General features: G+C 33.4%; 17 protein-coding genes. 5 read left to right on the forward strand and 12 right to left on the reverse strand.

Features of this window, described 5'->3' with window-relative positions; all coding sequences use genetic code 11:
• Positions 1 to 4: 4 nt before the first annotated feature.
• The 12 genes from CRN97_RS10260 to rpmH all read right to left on the reverse strand — a co-directional run bounded on the left by CRN97_RS10260 (position 5) and on the right by rpmH (position 9,950).
• Positions 5 to 496 (reverse strand): DUF4446 family protein, encoded by a 492-nt coding sequence (locus tag CRN97_RS10260; RefSeq protein ID WP_033152513.1) that lies wholly within the window; start codon positions 494 to 496, stop codon positions 5 to 7.
• A gap of 26 nt (positions 497 to 522) precedes the next feature.
• Positions 523 to 1,413, reverse strand: a complete 891-nt coding sequence (locus CRN97_RS10265) for a ParB/RepB/Spo0J family partition protein (RefSeq protein ID WP_033152514.1) — start codon at positions 1,411 to 1,413, stop codon at positions 523 to 525.
• 2 nt (positions 1,414 to 1,415) lie between these two features.
• Positions 1,416 to 2,186, reverse strand: coding sequence for a ParA family protein (locus CRN97_RS10270; protein WP_033152516.1), 771 nt, complete (start codon positions 2,184 to 2,186; stop codon positions 1,416 to 1,418).
• A gap of 301 nt (positions 2,187 to 2,487) precedes the next feature.
• Positions 2,488 to 2,958, reverse strand: coding sequence for a hypothetical protein (locus CRN97_RS10275; RefSeq protein WP_044939244.1), 471 nt, complete (start codon positions 2,956 to 2,958; stop codon positions 2,488 to 2,490).
• 36 nt (positions 2,959 to 2,994) lie between these two features.
• Complete coding sequence (rsmG, locus tag CRN97_RS10280) at positions 2,995 to 3,714, reverse strand: 16S rRNA (guanine(527)-N(7))-methyltransferase RsmG (RefSeq protein ID WP_097076819.1); 720 nt, start codon at positions 3,712 to 3,714, stop codon at positions 2,995 to 2,997.
• Positions 3,715 to 3,780: 66 nt separating this feature from the next.
• Entirely contained in the window at positions 3,781 to 5,667 is a 1,887-nt protein-coding gene (gene mnmG / locus CRN97_RS10285) for a tRNA uridine-5-carboxymethylaminomethyl(34) synthesis enzyme MnmG (RefSeq protein ID WP_097076820.1), read from the reverse strand.
• Positions 5,668 to 5,746: 79 nt separating this feature from the next.
• Entirely contained in the window at positions 5,747 to 7,117 is a 1,371-nt protein-coding gene (gene mnmE / locus CRN97_RS10290; protein ID WP_097076821.1) for a tRNA uridine-5-carboxymethylaminomethyl(34) synthesis GTPase MnmE, read from the reverse strand.
• Positions 7,118 to 7,262: 145 nt separating this feature from the next.
• The gene (jag, locus tag CRN97_RS10295; protein ID WP_097076822.1) at positions 7,263 to 7,892 is read right to left on the reverse strand and encodes an RNA-binding cell elongation regulator Jag/EloR; all 630 of its coding nucleotides are present in this window, start codon (positions 7,890 to 7,892) and stop codon (positions 7,263 to 7,265) included.
• A gap of 13 nt (positions 7,893 to 7,905) precedes the next feature.
• The gene (locus CRN97_RS10300; RefSeq protein ID WP_074791069.1) at positions 7,906 to 9,177 is read right to left on the reverse strand and encodes a YidC/Oxa1 family membrane protein insertase; all 1,272 of its coding nucleotides are present in this window, start codon (positions 9,175 to 9,177) and stop codon (positions 7,906 to 7,908) included.
• 18 nt (positions 9,178 to 9,195) lie between these two features.
• On the reverse strand, positions 9,196 to 9,408 hold the full coding sequence (gene yidD, locus CRN97_RS10305) for a membrane protein insertion efficiency factor YidD (protein ID WP_090395199.1): 213 nt from the start codon (positions 9,406 to 9,408) through the stop codon (positions 9,196 to 9,198).
• A 20-nt stretch (positions 9,409 to 9,428) separates the two neighbouring features.
• Complete coding sequence (gene rnpA / locus CRN97_RS10310) at positions 9,429 to 9,767, reverse strand: ribonuclease P protein component (protein ID WP_044939259.1); 339 nt, start codon at positions 9,765 to 9,767, stop codon at positions 9,429 to 9,431.
• Positions 9,768 to 9,815: 48 nt separating this feature from the next.
• A complete protein-coding gene (gene rpmH, locus CRN97_RS10315) occupies positions 9,816 to 9,950 on the reverse strand; it encodes a 50S ribosomal protein L34 (RefSeq protein ID WP_044939261.1) in 135 nt (44 codons plus the stop codon).
• 471 nt (positions 9,951 to 10,421) lie between these two features.
• Between rpmH and dnaA the strand changes: the two genes are divergently transcribed.
• The 5 genes from dnaA (at position 10,422) to gyrB (ending at position 16,422) form a co-directional block, all read left to right on the forward strand.
• Positions 10,422 to 11,807: a chromosomal replication initiator protein DnaA gene (dnaA, locus tag CRN97_RS10320; protein ID WP_033152525.1), complete on the forward strand. Its 1,386-nt coding sequence runs from the start codon at positions 10,422 to 10,424 to the stop codon at positions 11,805 to 11,807.
• Positions 11,808 to 12,079: 272 nt separating this feature from the next.
• A complete protein-coding gene (gene dnaN, locus CRN97_RS10325; protein ID WP_033152526.1) occupies positions 12,080 to 13,195 on the forward strand; it encodes a DNA polymerase III subunit beta in 1,116 nt (371 codons plus the stop codon).
• Positions 13,195 to 13,410, forward strand: coding sequence for a S4 domain-containing protein YaaA (yaaA, locus tag CRN97_RS10330; RefSeq protein WP_033152527.1), 216 nt, complete (start codon positions 13,195 to 13,197; stop codon positions 13,408 to 13,410). Before dnaN ends, yaaA begins: the two co-directional genes overlap by 1 nt.
• Positions 13,400 to 14,497 (forward strand): DNA replication/repair protein RecF, encoded by a 1,098-nt coding sequence (recF, locus tag CRN97_RS10335; protein ID WP_090395198.1) that lies wholly within the window; start codon positions 13,400 to 13,402, stop codon positions 14,495 to 14,497. Before yaaA ends, recF begins: the two co-directional genes overlap by 11 nt.
• Positions 14,494 to 16,422, forward strand: a complete 1,929-nt coding sequence (gene gyrB / locus CRN97_RS10340) for a DNA topoisomerase (ATP-hydrolyzing) subunit B (RefSeq protein ID WP_044939265.1) — start codon at positions 14,494 to 14,496, stop codon at positions 16,420 to 16,422. Before recF ends, gyrB begins: the two co-directional genes overlap by 4 nt.
• The last annotated feature ends 22 nt before the right edge of the window (positions 16,423 to 16,444 follow it).

The following is a 16,444-nucleotide window of genomic DNA, read 5'->3' on the forward strand; positions in this document are numbered from 1 at the left end:
TCCATTAAACATTTAAAGCCTGATTGAGAGCCTGCTCCTCTTCCTCTGCAAGTTGAATTATAGAATTACCATCTATAATCTCCTTAACATAGGTATAGCAACCCTCTCTTGAGTGCATTGCATTAATGATATAACCAGAGTTCTTCTCATTAAGCATGCAAAGTGAAAAGCTAAGCTTTCCACCCATCTCGTTAAATGCATCGTATTTAACAAGACCAATTTTTTGGAAGCAATCCTTCATGTTCTTGAAGATTGCATCAATATTTCTTTCATTGCTAGCATTTGCTTCGATAAGCTCATCTACCTGCTCTAATCTGTAAACAAGTGTATCCTCTAATGATTTTGCATCGCTACCCTGCATAAAGATTTTATATCTCTTTTTAAGCTTATGCATTTGCACGATAAATACAATTAAAAGTATTGTCATTATCAGAACTAGTGCTGCAAGTCCTATTACAATGTAGTCTGTACTAATTCCAAGATATTGTTCTATCATTATTATTTCTCCAATCGAACATATGTTTATTTTATAGATTCAAGCAAATCTACGATTCTGTTAAGCTCATCCTGAGAATAATACTCGATTTCAAGCTTTCCTGATTTATTGTCTTTTGCATTGATAAATACTTTTGTGCCAAGTACACCCTTAAGCTTTTCCTGAGTCTGCTGGTAAACTGCAGCAAGCTGTGGATCAAGTCCAGCTGCCTTAGATTTTTTATCAGCCTTGTCATTTAAGAGCTTCTTTACCTCACGCTCTACATCACGAACTGACATCTTTTCGTCGAATGCTCTCTCAGCGAATTCATACTGCTTATCTAAATCAGTAATTGCAAGCATTGCTCTAGCATGACCTGTAGTAAGCTTATCATCTACAATCATATCCTGAACACGCTTATCAAGCTTTAATAATCTAAGAGCATTTGTAATAGTAGTACGACTCTTTGAAACTCGCTCTGCTACTTCATCCTGCTTAAGCTTGAACTCATCAATAAGTCTAGCAAAAGCCATTGCTTCTTCGATTGGGTTTAACTGCTCACGCTGAATATTATCAATGAGAGAAATCTCTACGAATTCCTGCTCACTAAGATTCATAATGATTACTGGTACTTTCTTAAGACCAGCAATTCTAGCAGCTCTCCATCTACGTTCGCCACCGATTAACTCATAATATGAACCTCTATCCTGAACAAGAAGTGGATTGATGATTCCATGTATTTTAATATTTTCTGCTAAATCTTGTAACTTATCTTCATCAAAGTTTTTTCTAGGCTGTAGTTTATTTGGCTCAACCTTATCAATTTCTACTTCAACTGGAGCACCGTGCTGCTCTGGGTTAGCTACTACTACACCCTCATTCTTATTAACAATAAGGGAATCAAGTCCCTTACCTAATCCTCCCTTTTTTGCTGCCATAATTATAAATCCTTTCTTCCAATGATTTCTTTTGCAAGATTACGATAGCTTTCTGCACCAGCAGACTTCTCATCATATAAATTAATTGGAAGTCCATGAGATGGAGCTTCGGCAAGTCTTACATTTCTAGGAATGATTGTCTGATATACTGTTGCATTAAGATTATTCTTAACTGTATCAACAACATCAGAAGAAAGATTTGTTCTCTTATCGTACATTGTAAATACAACGCCATCAATCTTAAGCTTTGAATTAAGTCTCTGCTGTACAAGATCGATTGTGTGAATCAACTGGCTAATACCTTCAAGTGCGTAATACTCACACTGAATTGGTACAAGTACGGAGTCAGCTGTTGTCATAGCATTAATAGTTAACATATTCAAAGATGGTGGACAATCAATGATTACATAATCGAAGTCATCCTTTACATAGTCAACTGCATTTCTAAGAATATATTCCTTTTCATTAATACCAAGAAGCTCAATCTCTGCTCCGGCCAAGTCTACATTTGAAGGAATAATAGTAAGGTTAGGAATATTTTCCACCTTATACATACATTCTTTAATACTACATTGATCAAGAACTAAGTCATAAACAGTATTTTCACATTCATCCTTATCAAGACCAAGTCCACTTGTTGCATTTCCCTGTGGATCAGTGTCTATAACAAGAACCTTTTTTCCTGCTTCAGCTAAACATGCTGAAAGGTTAATACTTGTAGTAGTTTTACCAACTCCACCCTTTTGGTTGGCTATTGCAATTACTCTCTTCATTTATTGTCTCCCTCTTTTATAGTTTAGTATTTAAATTTGTGAACAGTAAAATTATATCATTCCAATATATTCAATTCTACCAAGAATTTCTGTTTTGGTTTGCGATATATGGATGTTTATTTACTAGATATTGATTAATTATATCCGCTTTAGAAATGTTTCACGTGAAACATTATTGTTAAAAATAGCAATATATAGAAGTTGATTCAAAAATCCTTATACTATATTTTGTGTTTATAATGCTAATAAATAGAAAATGTTTCACGTGAAACATTTTCTATATTTAGTTTTGGTAACTATTTTATAGTGTAGAAATTAATTTTTCTAATTCAATTTTTGCTCTATAAGGGTCCAAAACTATAATATCTTTAATAGATAGAAGCTGATTTTTAAAACTATCATCAATACTATTATTAATAGTAGTTTGATTGTTATTAGTATCAGATGGTCTATTTATAACAGCAGTATTGTTTATCAAAGCATTAAGTTCTACTAATCTGCTATCATAAAACTTCATTTGTTTAGTTTTATTACTCATTTGAGATTCTAACTCAGAAAGAATTTGACGTATTTCTGCTGCCTTTTCATTATTTTTGGCATTAATATCTCTTGGAGTAAACTCCACAAAGTAAGATTCATTAGACTCTTCTAATACATTAAGAAACTTTTTTTCTTCTTTTATCTTAGTTTCTAATAAATCCATATCTTCTTTTAGTTGTATTTTTTCAGAAATAAGTTCTTCCTGATATTTTTTTAGGAAGTCATTTACCATAAACCATCCCCCATATTAATGTTTCATGTGAAAATATTACTTTAAAGGTTCCTTACTAGGAGTACCAGCTTTTCTAGGATAAGCCTTAGGTGTAGATTTTTTCTTATCAATAATAATAAATGATCTACTAATATCAGTATCAGGAAGAGAAAAATAAACTGGTTTTTCCATAGAGCCACCTAATTTTTGTATAGCATTTCCAGATAAAGATACCTCTTCTTTTATGTCACCTGATTTGAAACTAATAAAATATCCATTGAGTTTTACCAAAGGTAAACAATACTCAGATAAAGTACTAATATTAGCAACGGCTCTAGAAACAACTAAATCAAAATTTTCTCTGTATAGTTTATTTCTACCAGCCTCTTCTGCTCTAGCATGAATAAGAGTAACATTCTTTAAACCTAATGCATCAACTACTTCCTGTAAAAACTTGATACGTTTATTTAATGAATCGATTAAAGTAAATTGAATATTAGGATAAGCTATAGCCATAGGTATACCTGGGAAACCTGCTCCTGTTCCAAGGTCACATACAGTATTAATGTTTAATGGCATAACTTTACCTATAGATAAACTATCTGCAAAATGCTTTACAATAACTTCATCAAACTCTGTAATAGCAGTAAGATTCATTACCTTATTTTTTTCAACTAACATTTCATAGAATAAATCTAGTTGATTTATTTGCTTGTCATCTAAAGTAAGATTCCAATCAATAATTGTATTCTTCAAATATGAATAATCTCTACTCATAAATCTCCTATAATAAAAAATTGTATTGTTTTGAGGGTATATAGAAGTACCCTTAAAACAGACCGATTATTTTTCTTTACTCTTATAAGTTTCCAAATAAACTAAAAGTACTGAGATATCTGCTGGACTTACACCAGAGATTCTTGATGCCTGTCCAATGTTAGCTGGTCTAAGTTTTGTAAGTTTTTGACGAGCTTCAATTCGTAAACTAGAAACATCATCGTAATCTATATCAGTAGGAATCATCTTTGACTCAAGCTTTTTGAACTGAGCAACTTGTTTAGCCTGTCTTGTAAGATAACCTTCATACTTAATGTAAATATTTACTTCCTCTCTTACCTCATCAGATAGCTCTGGTCTATCTGGATCAATAGGAGCAAGCTTGTCATAATCAAGCTCTGGACGTCTAATCAAATCTACTAGCTTAATACCATTTGAAAGAGGAATACTTCCATATGATTCAAGTAGAGCTTGAACTTCTTTTCTAGCACCAATATTGATTTCTTTAACTCGAGCAACCTCTTCTTCGATTTGACGCTCCTTTTCTACCACATGATCATAGCGATATTTAGGTAATAAACCAACCTCGTAACCAATTTTAGAGAGGCGTAAATCTGCATTATCTTGCCTAAGTAGAAGTCTATACTCCGCTCTTGATGTCATCATACGATATGGCTCTTTAGTTTCCTTTGTAACAAGGTCATCAATAAGAACACCAATATATGAATTAGATCTATCAAGAATCATTGGTTCTTTTCCAAGTAATTTTAACGCTGCATTAATACCTGCAACTAATCCCTGAGCTGCAGCCTCCTCGTATCCGCTACTTCCATTAAACTGACCTGCAGCAAAAAGACCATCAATATCCTTAAACTCAAGTGATGCTTTTAGCTGAGTAGCTTTAATACAATCATACTCTATCGCATATGCGTTACGAACAATTTTACAATTTTCAAGACCAGGAACTGTATGGTACATAGCGTACTGAACATCCTCTGGCATTGAAGAACTCATACCACCAATATACATTTCGTTTGTATTAAGACCTTCTGGCTCAACAAATAATTGATGTCTATTCTTATCAGCAAAACGAACTACCTTATCTTCGATACTTGGACAGTATCTTGGACCAGTTCCTTCAATTACACCAGAATACATTGGCGATCTATCAAGATTGGCTCTAATAATTTCATGAGTCTTTTCGTTAGTATAAGTAAGATAACATGGAACCTGTTCAATCTGAACATCTTCTCTATTGGTACTAAATGAAAATGGAACTACTGGATTATCACCAAGCTGGATTTCCATCTTAGAATAATCAATAGAACGACTATCAACTCTTGCCGGAGTACCAGTTTTAAAGCGGTTCATTTCTACATTATTATCCAATAATGATTGAGTTAAATGGTTAGCTGCCTTTAAACCGTTAGGGCCAGTATGTTCAATTACATCTCCGTATAAACATCTAGCTCTAAGATAAGTACCTGTACATATTACTACTGCTCTCGCATGATAAATTGCTCCAGATAAAGTCTTAACACCTGCAACCTTTTTACCATCCATAATTAATTCGGTAACCTCAGCTTGTCTAAGTGTAAGATTATCTGTATCTTGCATTGTCTTTCTCATTCGAAGTGAATAAGCACTTTTATCAGCCTGAGCTCTAAGAGAATGAACAGCAGGTCCCTTAGAAGAATTGAGCATCTTTGATTGAATAAAAGTATGATCAATATTGATACCCATCTGTCCACCAAGTGCATCTAACTCTCTGACAAGATGACCTTTTGAACTACCACCAATATTTGGATTGCATGGCATTAAAGCAACTGAATCCATGCTTACAGTAAAACAAATTGTATTTAATCCCATTCGAGCAGATGCAAGAGCTGCTTCACAACCAGCATGACCTGCACCTATAACAACTACATCATAGGATTCTTCAACTACAGACATAAATAACTCCTTTTATTTCTTATAATCGGGCAAAGGCCCTCCTGACACTCGAAATCATCGCAAAGCTCGATTTCAAGTGTCATTTTCCCATACAAAATTCTGAGAAAATTTTATTAGCTAAATCATCATCTATTGTTTCACCAGTAATTTCACCTAAATAACTATAGGCATCCATCAAATCAATAGAAAAGAAATCTTCTGGCATCATATTATCGATACTAGAAAGTACATTTTCCAAACTACTCTTTGCATTAGAAAGACAAGCAGCCTGACGAGAGTTTGTAATGTATAAAGTATCATCACTGCGAACCTCACCACTAAAGAACATATCAGTAATGGTAGATTCAAGTGTCTTAAGACCATCAAGGCTTACTGACGAAAATGAAATAACGCATTTATTGTATTTATTGTATATTTCTTCCTCGCTGATTACCGTAGATAGGTCAGATTTATTTAGTAATATAATAACTTTTTTATCCAAAATTTTATTGATAATGAACTCATCATTTTCATCAAGCGGTCTTGATGAGTCCAATACAAATAAAATTAAATCTGCATCATCAATAGAATCGATAGCTTTATCAACACCAATTTTCTCTACGACATCATCAGTCTCACGAATACCAGCTGTATCAATAATATTTAAACTAACACCATTGATAGTAATCTGCTCTTCCAAAGTATCACGTGTGGTGCCAGGAATATCTGTAACAATTGCTCTCTCTCTTCTTGAAAGTGTATTGAGCAAAGAAGATTTTCCTGCATTTGGTTTTCCAAGAATAAGAGTATTGATACCCTCTTTTAAAATATGACCAGAATTAAATGAATCTATTAATCCATCAACAGTATCAATAATTCCTTCAACCTTACCTTTAAGTTCTTCCGGATAGCCTGTTAAATCATAATGCTCTGGATCATCTAATGCAGACTCAATAAAAGCAGTTTCATATAAAATCTTATCACGTAAATCAACAATGATTTTATTTAATGATCCAGATAACTGCTTAATAGAATTTTTCATAGCAAGCTCTGAATTTGAAGAAATCAAATCCATAATAGACTCTGCTTCTGATAAATCTATACGTCCGTTCAAAAAAGCTCTCTTTGTAAACTCACCTGGCTCTGCAATACGAGCTCCAGCTATAACTAAAAGAGATAAAACTTTTTTAAGAACTAAAATGCCACCATGGCAATCTATTTCAACAACATCCTCAGTAGTATAACTACGAGGAGCTTTCATGATAAGTACAAGTACTTCATCTACTATCTCATCACCGGCATAAATATGACCATATTGAATTGTATGACTATCGCAATCTTTTAATTTATTCTTACCACGAAAAATAGTATCTACAATAGAAATAGAATCTTCTCCACTAACGCGGATTATTCCTATTCCAGAACTATTCATGGATGTAGCGATTGCTGCAATAGTATCTGAATGGTACAAATCAAACCTCCATAAAAATTATAAATATAATTTTAAATAACACTTAATTATAAAATACTATTTAAAATGATATTTATCTAGATTCTTTTAAAAACAAAGAGAAGGGTTAGTCCAATTTAAAAGACTAACCCTAAAAAATCAAAAATTATTTCTTAAGAGTAATAACTACATAACGATATGGCTCTTCACCCTCTGAATGAGTTGTAACATTATTATCGTTCTGAAGTGCAGAATGAATAATGCGTCTCTCATAAGGATTCATAGCTTCAAGAGTAACTGACTTCTTTGTTCTCTTAACTTTGCTTGCCATATTTCTTGCAAGATTCTCAAGAGTTTCTTTTCTACGACGTCTGTAATCTTCTGTATCGATTTTTACTCTAGTATAATTTTCTGATGAACGATTAACTGCAAGGTTTGTAAGATACTGAAGTGAATCAAGTGTCTGTCCACGCTTACCAATTAAAACACCCATCTCTGGACCAGCTAAATCAATTGAAAGAGTTTTATCATCTTCATCAAATGACATTGAAATATTAACTTCAAGCTGCATTGCTTCGAAAACTCCATCAAGGAATTCCTTAGCAACTTCCTTTGGATCTTCATCTGCAGAAATTACAACTTTAATAATTGCATCCTTTGAACCGATTCCAAGGAAACCTGTACTTCCCTCTTCAATAACTTCGTATTTAATCTGATCAGATGTAACACCTAAACTAACAGTAGCATTAGTAAGTGCATCATCAACAGTTTTACCTGTAAATTCTTTGAATTCCAAGATTATTGCCCCCTTACTTATTATTTTGTTCATTGAAATCTTTTACAAGATTTGCTTTTGCAGCAAGAGAATTAGCATTAGCTTTTGCTCTTAACTCGTTAGCTGCATTAAGAGCTTCTTCATTATTCTTTACAAGGTTTGCCTTGTCAGCCATAGAAGAAGACTTTGTAGACATGCGAGCTGCTTCGTAAATCTGAGCCTGGCGAATACCACGCTTTTCAGCCTTTGCAGCTGCTTTATCTTTATTCTTTTCAATAATACTTTCAAGATCAATCTTCTCAAAATGCTTATTTAAGAAGTACTGCTGTGTAATACGAACTACACCACCGACAATCCAGTAGAATACAAGACCAACAGGAACAGTGAAACCAATGAAAAGTGACATTAAAGGCATCATAAGATTCATTGTCTTCATCTGCTGCGCCATCTGATCTGACTGACCCTCAGTGTTTGTAGGCATAAGCTTAATTGTAGCAAGCTGTGAAAGATATGAAAGAAGTGGAATCATTAAAGCTGCAATGATTAATCCAAAATCTTTTCCAGCCCAACCAGTCTTAACAAGGTTAAGTGGTGTATCAGAAATATTTAAAATGAATAAATAGTTGATTTGCTCAAGCTTTGCAACAACAGAATCGATTGATGAAGATAAGCTTGGGAACTTGTCAGTGACCTCAGCCCATCCTGAAGCAGGAAGCTTATACAAAACATCAACGATAAAGTTAGAAACAGCATCAGGATCTGCAGATGCAAATTCAGGTGTCTGCTGTAATCTAATTCCAGCGTCATCGTAAATAGTCTGCATTGTAGTAGCAAAACCATCAGTAGCAACAATACCGTTAACTAATTCTGTAAAAATATTCTTAACAGAACCAATATAAGCAGGTACATTATAGAAAACTCTATAAAGTGCAAAAAGAATAGGCATCTGAATTAACATGTAAACACAGCTACCAGTAGGTGAAATGCCGTACTTATCATATAAAGCCTGTGTCTCTTCCTGCTGCTTTTGCATAGTTGCCTGGTCTCTAGAACCTTTGTACTTATCCTGAATAGCCTTCATCTCAGGCTGCATCTTACGAGTAAGTACTGCAAACTTTTGCTGCTTGTATGTAATAGGAAACATACAAACATAAATAAGAATAGTAAAAACAAGGATTGTAAGAGCTATGTTTTCAACACCTAAACCAGCGAGAAAAACATAAATCTTATCCATAATCCATCCTAAAACCTTAGCAATAGGTCCAAGGATAGATCCACCGTAAGCGGTAAGAAATAAATCGCTCAATGTAAAACCTCCAGTTACTTATGGAACCGGATCAAATCCACCATGAGAAAAAGGATTACATCTGATAATTCTCCAGAGCGCTAATCCACCGCCTTTTATAGCTCCATACTTTTGAACTGCCTCAAGGCCGTAGCAAGAGCATGTTGGATAATAAGGACATTTGGTGGTTTTCATTGGAGAAATATATTTCTGATAAAACTTAATTAAATATATAAATATCTTCTTCAACATAATAGAAACGACGATTCCATTTATTTTCGAGTTACCCTGTGAAGATTTGCAAGATGAAGTAAAGATTTTTGTATTTCATCAAAAGTTGCAGATGCACTGGCTTCTCTTGCAACGACTACAATGTCCAAACCACTATTGAACATCTCTTCATTAAGTCTATAACTTTCTCTTATCAGTCTCGTCAAATGATGTCGTACTACTGAATTTCCAACCTTTTTACTAACAGAAATTCCAATTCGATTTCGATCTGTATTATTATGGTAGATATACATTACAAGCTGTCGATTAGCTTTAGACACACCTCTTCTGTATACAGTTGTGAAGTCTTTATTCTTTTTTAGAGATTCACTAAATTCCATAACAAAAATTTTCCTTAAAATAGAAAGAAAGACCACATGGTCTGTGGCCTAAGCTGATAATTTCTTTCTTCCTTTTGCACGTCTTGAAGCAAGAACCTTACGTCCGCCTGCTGTGCTCATTCTAGATCTAAATCCATGAACTTTGGATCTCTGTCTCTTTTTTGGTTGATATGTCATCTTCATAATATATCCACCTCCTCTTTATGAGAAAACATCAGTTGAAATTATATAAGGAAAAGCCCATAAAGTCAATAATAAAAAGCATTATTATAATAATGAAACAATGTGGATAACTAAAAAACACAAGATATAAATGAAATCTAAAATAAACAATACTAAATATAGTGGAAAATCGTTAAAAAAAATATTTTATTTATCTACAAGCTGTGGATAACCATGTGGATAAAATAGTAATAATTAACATTTTTCCACAAAAAACAGAAAAATATAAGAATTTTAAAGGCAAAAATTGTGGAAAACTCTCTTCTAGAACTGTGGATAACTCACAATATCAATTTTAAACGCTCAAATTCAAAAAATAAGCCATTTTAGCCTTTAAACTACCCCCTACACGTTTTTACACTAATTATTGAATAAAAGCCGTATTTAGGGTAGAATATAAAATAGTTTAAATGTGGATAAAAGGGAAATTATATGGAAGAACTTGTTAAAAAATGGGATGAAATCCTAGACTACTTAAAAAATGAGTATAAAGTCACTGATGTTTCTTATGATTCTTGGCTTAAACCTCTAGAATTATTTCAAATAGAAGATAATAAATTATATATCATCTATAACGGTGATCAAAACAGTATGACACTTGGTTATGTAACCAGAAAGTTTACTACTCCACTTCGTATCACAATCGCAGAACTTACTGGAATTCAATATGATGACATCTTAGTTATATCTCAAGACAATGCAAACCAAATCAAAAAAGAGAAAAATATCGAACACATTAAAATAGAAGAAACACCTTCTTTTGAAGAAAAAAGAATGGGAAATTCTACTATTAATCCTAAGTTTACTTTTGATAATTTTGTCGTTGGTAGAAATAATAGATTTGCTCAAACTGCAGCTCTTGCAGTTGCTGAATCACCAGGAGAATTTTACAACCCACTATATATCTACGGTGGACCAGGTCTTGGTAAAACTCACTTAATGCAAGCTATTGGTAATTACATCGAAAATCAAAATCCAAACACTCACATATTATATGTAACATCAGAAGAATTTACTAACGAGGTTATTGAAAACCTTAGAACAAACAATAATGCTACTGCTATGCAACGCTTCCGCGATAAGTATCGTACAGTAGATGTTTTAATGGTAGATGATATTCAGTTTATTATAGGAAAAGAATCTACACAGGAAGAATTTTTCCATACATTCAATGCTTTGCATGCAATGGGTAAACAAATTGTTATTTCATCTGATAAACCTCCAAAGGATATGGAGACATTAGATGATCGTTTCAAATCAAGATTCGATATGGGTCTTATGGCTGATATTGGATATCCAGATTATGAAACACGTATGGCCATTCTTAATAAAAAGATTGAAGAAAAAAACTTTAATCTTGATGAATCAATCAGAAAATATATTGCAGAAAATATTCAATCAAACATTAGAGAAATCGAAGGAGCTCTTAATAAGCTTATTGCTTTCTCAAGACTTGAAAAGATTGATATTACTATGGATATAGCAGAGAGAGAATTACAAAACTTCATCTCTCCTAATGTTTCAAGAGAAATAACTCCGCAGCTTATAATAGAAGTTGTTGCTGAGCATTTTAATATTACAGTTGATCAAATGGCATCTAAAAACCGCTCTAGTTCAGTAGTTAGACCTAGACAAATTGCCATGTATTTATGTAACACAATGACAGATTCATCTTTACAAGCAATTGGTCTTCTTCTTGGAGGAAGAGATCATTCAACAATCATTCACGGTGCTAATAAAATCGAGGATGAAATTGATAAAGATGAAAATACAAGAAACCTTGTAGAAACAATTAAGAAAAAGATTAATCCTAATTAATGTTAATAACTTGTTGATAACCCTTTGGATAAATTGTTAAAACCATGTTTATTACATCACATAACGGTTAATATTTGAAAATTTAGACACTTTTTATTCACAATTTATCCATAAATTATCAATACTTAATTCACAGTTTTTCATGAGTTATTAATTCATGTTTTACGTATAAATACTGGTGTTTCACAGTTATATACAAATCAACAACCTATAAGAATAATACTTAGAATAAAATTATTTATTATTTATGTTTAAGAAAGGGAGCGTATCAAATGAAAATTACTTGTCAAAAAGCTGACCTTGTTAAAGGAGTAAATATTGTATCAAAGGCAGTGCCAACCAGAACTACAATGGCAATACTTGAATGTATTCTTATTGATGCTTCATCTGGTGAAATCAAACTCACTGCTAATGATATGGAAATAGGAATTGAAACTATTGTTAATGGAAACATTTTAGAAAGAGGTATCATTGCTCTTGATGCTAAAAAGTTTTCTGAGATTGTAAGAAAGCTTCCTGAAAATGAAGTTACTATAGAAACAGATTCTTCATTTAAAACATCTATCACATGTGAAAAAGCTAAATTTGATATTGTAGGAAAATCTGGAGAAGACTTTTCTTATATTCCTGTAATTCCTAGAAATCAGCCAATCGTTTTATCACAGCTTACATTAAGAGATATCATCAGACAGACAATCTTCTCTGTTGCTGATAATGATAATAATAAAATGATGACTGGTGAGCTTATTGAAATTAAAGATAATAAGCTTAAAGTAGTAGCACTTGATGGTCATAGAGTTTCTATTAGAAATGTAGAATTAAAAAACGATGCACCTGATGTAAAGGTTGTAGTTCCAAAGAAGACACTTAATGAAATCGTTAAAATCATTGATGGTGGTATTGATGATGAAGTAAATATTTTTGTTACTGATAACCACATCATTTTTGAATTTGATCAGACTACTGTTGTATCTCGTATCATTGAAGGTGAGTACTTCAAAATTGAGCAGATGCTTTCAGCTGATTATGAAACAAAAATCAAAATCAATAAAAGAGAATTCTTTGATTGTATTGATAGAGCAACTATTCTTGTTAACGAAGGTGACAAGAAGCCAATTATTGTAAATGCAACAAACAACACAATGTCACTTTCAATTTCATCATTCATTGGATCAATGAACGAAGATATTGATATTGTAAAAGAGGGAAAAGATATCATGATTGGATTTAATCCAAAGTTTGTTATCGATGCCCTCAAGGTAATAGACGATGAAGAAATAAATCTTTACATGTTAAATGCAAAGAGCCCATGTTTCATCAAGGATGACAATGGTTCATTTATTTACATCGTTCTTCCTGTAAACTTTAATAATCCAGGAGCAAACTAATGGAAACTATTCAAATTAGAGATGAATTTATAAAACTTGGCCAGCTTCTTAAGCTTGCAAATCTTGTTGAATCAGGTGCAATGGCAAAGGAAGTTATTGAGGAAGGTCTTGTTAAATATAATGGCGAAGTAGAAACTCGTCGAGGCAAGAAAATTTATCCTGGCGATGTTGTTGAATTTAATGGAGAAAGCGTAACAGTTACTAATGATAATTAAATCCATTGAACTTAAGAATTTTAGAAATTATGAATCACTTAATATAAATTTTGATGATCATACTACTATTCTTTATGGAGATAATGCTCAAGGTAAAACAAATATATTAGAGGCTGCTTATTTAAGTGGCACAACAAAATCCCATAAGGGAAGTCGTGACAAAGAAATAATAAAGTTTGATACTGATGAAAGTCATATCAAAACAATTGTTGTAAAAAACGAAAGGGAATATCAAATTGATATTCACCTTAAGAAAAACAAATCAAAAGGAATTGCTATTAATAGGGTTCCAATAAAAAAAGCAGCCGAATTATTTGGACTTATAAATATTATTTTCTTTTCTCCTGAGGACTTAAACATCATAAAAAATGGTCCTTCAGAAAGAAGAAAATTTATGGATGCTGAGCTTTGCCAAATTGATAAAATCTACCTTTCAGATTTAACAAACTATAACAAAGCTCTAAATCAAAGAAATGCTCTTCTTAAAGAGATGATTTATAAGCCTGAATTAAAAGAAACTTTAAGCTTATGGGATGAACAACTTATATCCTATGGCAAAAAGATAATCACAAGACGTCAGCAATTTATTAATGATATCAACATTATTGTTAAAGATATCCACTCAAAGATTACTTCTGGCAAGGAAAACATAGAAGTAACCTATGATCCAAATATTGAGGACATATTTTTCCTTGATGAATTGGTTAAAAATAAAGAAAAAGATATGAGGTTTTGCCAAACTTCTGTTGGTCCTCATAGGGACGATATCAAAATTACTGTTGATGGAATTGATATTAGAAAATATGGAAGCCAAGGACAGCAGCGTACCTGCGCTCTCTCGCTGAAGCTTTCAGAAATAAAACTAGTTGAAAATACAATAAACGATAAACCAATATTACTTTTAGATGATGTTTTATCTGAGCTTGATAAAAATCGTCAAAGTGATTTGCTTGATAATTTAATTGATACACAAACTATCATTACCTGTACAGGTCTTGATGAATTTGTAAAAAATAGATTTATGCTAAACACAGTTTATAAAGTAACAAATGGTTCTATAGAATTAATAACGGAGGAACACAGGTGAGTAAGGAAGTAAATCAGGAGTACGGTGCAGACCAAATACAGATTTTGGAAGGACTTGAAGCAGTTCGTAAGCGTCCTGGTATGTATATTGGATCTACATCAGAAAGAGGTCTTCATCATTTAGTATATGAGATAGTTGATAATGCTGTAGATGAAGCACTTGCTGGATTTTGTACTCATATTCAAGTAACAATTAATCCTGACAATTCGATTACAGTAGTCGATGATGGCCGAGGAATTCCTACAGGAATTAACAGTAAGGCAGGTATCCCTGCGGTAGAGGTTGTATTTACCGTGCTTCATGCCGGAGGAAAGTTCGGAGGTGGCGGATACAAGGTATCAGGTGGACTTCACGGTGTAGGTGCTTCAGTTGTTAATGCCCTTTCAAATTGGGTTGAAGTAGAAATCAAGCGTGAAGGAAAAATCTTTAAGCAGAGATATGAGCGTGGAAAGACAATGTATCCTCTTAAAGAAATTGGAACATGTCCTGTTGAAGAGACTGGAACAAAAGTAACATTCCTTCCAGATGATACAATTTTTGAAACAACAATTTTTGATTATAAGACACTTAAAGTAAGACTTCGTGAGACAGCATTCCTTACAAAGGGACTTAGAATTACTCTTACAGATACAAGAGGTGATGAGCCACACGAAGAGAGCTTCCACTACGAAGGTGGTATCAAGGAATTTGTTCAGTATATCAACCGTGGAAACGAAGCACTTTACGATGAGGTTATTTATTGCGAAGGTACGAAGGATAATATCTACGTTGAGGTTGCTATGCAGCACAATGATGGATATCAGGATCAGGCCTACAGTTATGTAAATAACATCGTAACTCCAGAAGGTGGTACACATCTTACTGGTTTCAGAGGTGCTCTTACAAAAGTATTTAATAAATATGCTAGAGATTACAAGATTTTAAAGGATTCTGATCCACAGCTTGATGGTGATGACATTCGAGAAGGTCTTACAGCTATTATTTCTATCAAGATTGAAGAGCCTCAGTTTGAAGGTCAGACAAAGCAAAAGCTTGGAAACTCAGAAGCTCGTGGAGCTGTTGATGCAATTGTATCAGAACAGCTTACATGGTTCCTTGAGCAGAATCCAACAATTGCTAAAAATATCTGTGAAAAATCGCTGCTTGCGCAGCGAGCAAGAGAGGCAGCTCGAAAGGCTCGTGATCTTACTCGTAGAAAGACAGCTCTTGAAGGAATGTCACTTCCTGGAAAGCTTGCAGATTGCTCAGACAAAGATCCAAAGAACTGCGAAATCTTTATCGTAGAGGGTGATTCCGCTGGAGGTTCAGCAAAGACAGCTCGTAGCCGCGCAACACAAGCTATTTTGCCACTTCGTGGAAAAATCCTTAACGTAGAAAAAGCTCGTGAAGATAGAATTTACAGCAATGCCGAAATCAAGGCAATGATTACAGCATTTGGTACTGGTATTCATGAAGACTTTGATATTTCAAAGCTTCGTTACCACAAAATCATTATCATGACTGATGCCGATGTTGATGGTGCTCACATTGCAACACTTATGCTTACATTCCTTTACAGATTTATGCCAGAGCTTATTAAGCAGGGCTATGTATATCTTGCTACTCCTCCACTTTACAAGTTGGAGAAAAACAAAAAGGTTTGGTATGCATATTCTGATGAAGAATTAAATCAGATTCTTACAGAAGTTGGTCGTGACAGCTCAAACAAGATTCAGCGATACAAAGGACTTGGTGAGATGGATGCTGAGCAGCTTTGGGAAACAACAATGGATCCTGAAAAGAGAATTCTTAAGCGTGTAGTTATTGATGATGAAGATGCTTCTGAAATCAATGTTACATTCTCTACTCTTATGGGTGACAAGGTTGAGCCAAGACGTGAATTCATCGAGGCTAACGCTAAATACGTACAGAACTTAGATATCTAATCGTAAAAAATTTTCGGGGCAT

The organism is Pseudobutyrivibrio ruminis DSM 9787, from assembly GCF_900218035.1.
Classification (GTDB): domain Bacteria; phylum Bacillota; class Clostridia; order Lachnospirales; family Lachnospiraceae; genus Pseudobutyrivibrio; species Pseudobutyrivibrio ruminis.

Excerpts from the sequence above, each read along its gene's own strand:
- CRN97_RS10270 (WP_033152516.1), bottom strand. The coding sequence starts at position 2,186 with ATGAAGAGAGTAATTGCAATAGCCAACCAAAAGGGTGGAGTTGGTAAA.
- rsmG (WP_097076819.1), bottom strand. The coding sequence starts at position 3,714 with ATGAGTAGAGATTATTCATATTTGAAGAATACAATTATTGATTGGAAT.
- yaaA (WP_033152527.1), top strand. The coding sequence starts at position 13,195 with ATGGAAACTATTCAAATTAGAGATGAATTTATAAAACTTGGCCAGCTT.
- rpmH (WP_044939261.1), bottom strand. The coding sequence starts at position 9,950 with ATGAAGATGACATATCAACCAAAAAAGAGACAGAGATCCAAAGTTCAT.
- CRN97_RS10260 (WP_033152513.1), bottom strand. The coding sequence starts at position 496 with ATGATAGAACAATATCTTGGAATTAGTACAGACTACATTGTAATAGGA.
- yidD (WP_090395199.1), bottom strand. The coding sequence starts at position 9,408 with ATGTTGAAGAAGATATTTATATATTTAATTAAGTTTTATCAGAAATAT.
- dnaN (WP_033152526.1), top strand. The coding sequence starts at position 12,080 with ATGAAAATTACTTGTCAAAAAGCTGACCTTGTTAAAGGAGTAAATATT.
- CRN97_RS10265 (WP_033152514.1), bottom strand. The coding sequence starts at position 1,413 with ATGGCAGCAAAAAAGGGAGGATTAGGTAAGGGACTTGATTCCCTTATT.
- recF (WP_090395198.1), top strand. The coding sequence starts at position 13,400 with ATGATAATTAAATCCATTGAACTTAAGAATTTTAGAAATTATGAATCA.
- CRN97_RS10275 (WP_044939244.1), bottom strand. The coding sequence starts at position 2,958 with ATGGTAAATGACTTCCTAAAAAAATATCAGGAAGAACTTATTTCTGAA.
- rnpA (WP_044939259.1), bottom strand. The coding sequence starts at position 9,767 with ATGGAATTTAGTGAATCTCTAAAAAAGAATAAAGACTTCACAACTGTA.
- mnmG (WP_097076820.1), bottom strand. The coding sequence starts at position 5,667 with ATGTCTGTAGTTGAAGAATCCTATGATGTAGTTGTTATAGGTGCAGGT.
- dnaA (WP_033152525.1), top strand. The coding sequence starts at position 10,422 with ATGGAAGAACTTGTTAAAAAATGGGATGAAATCCTAGACTACTTAAAA.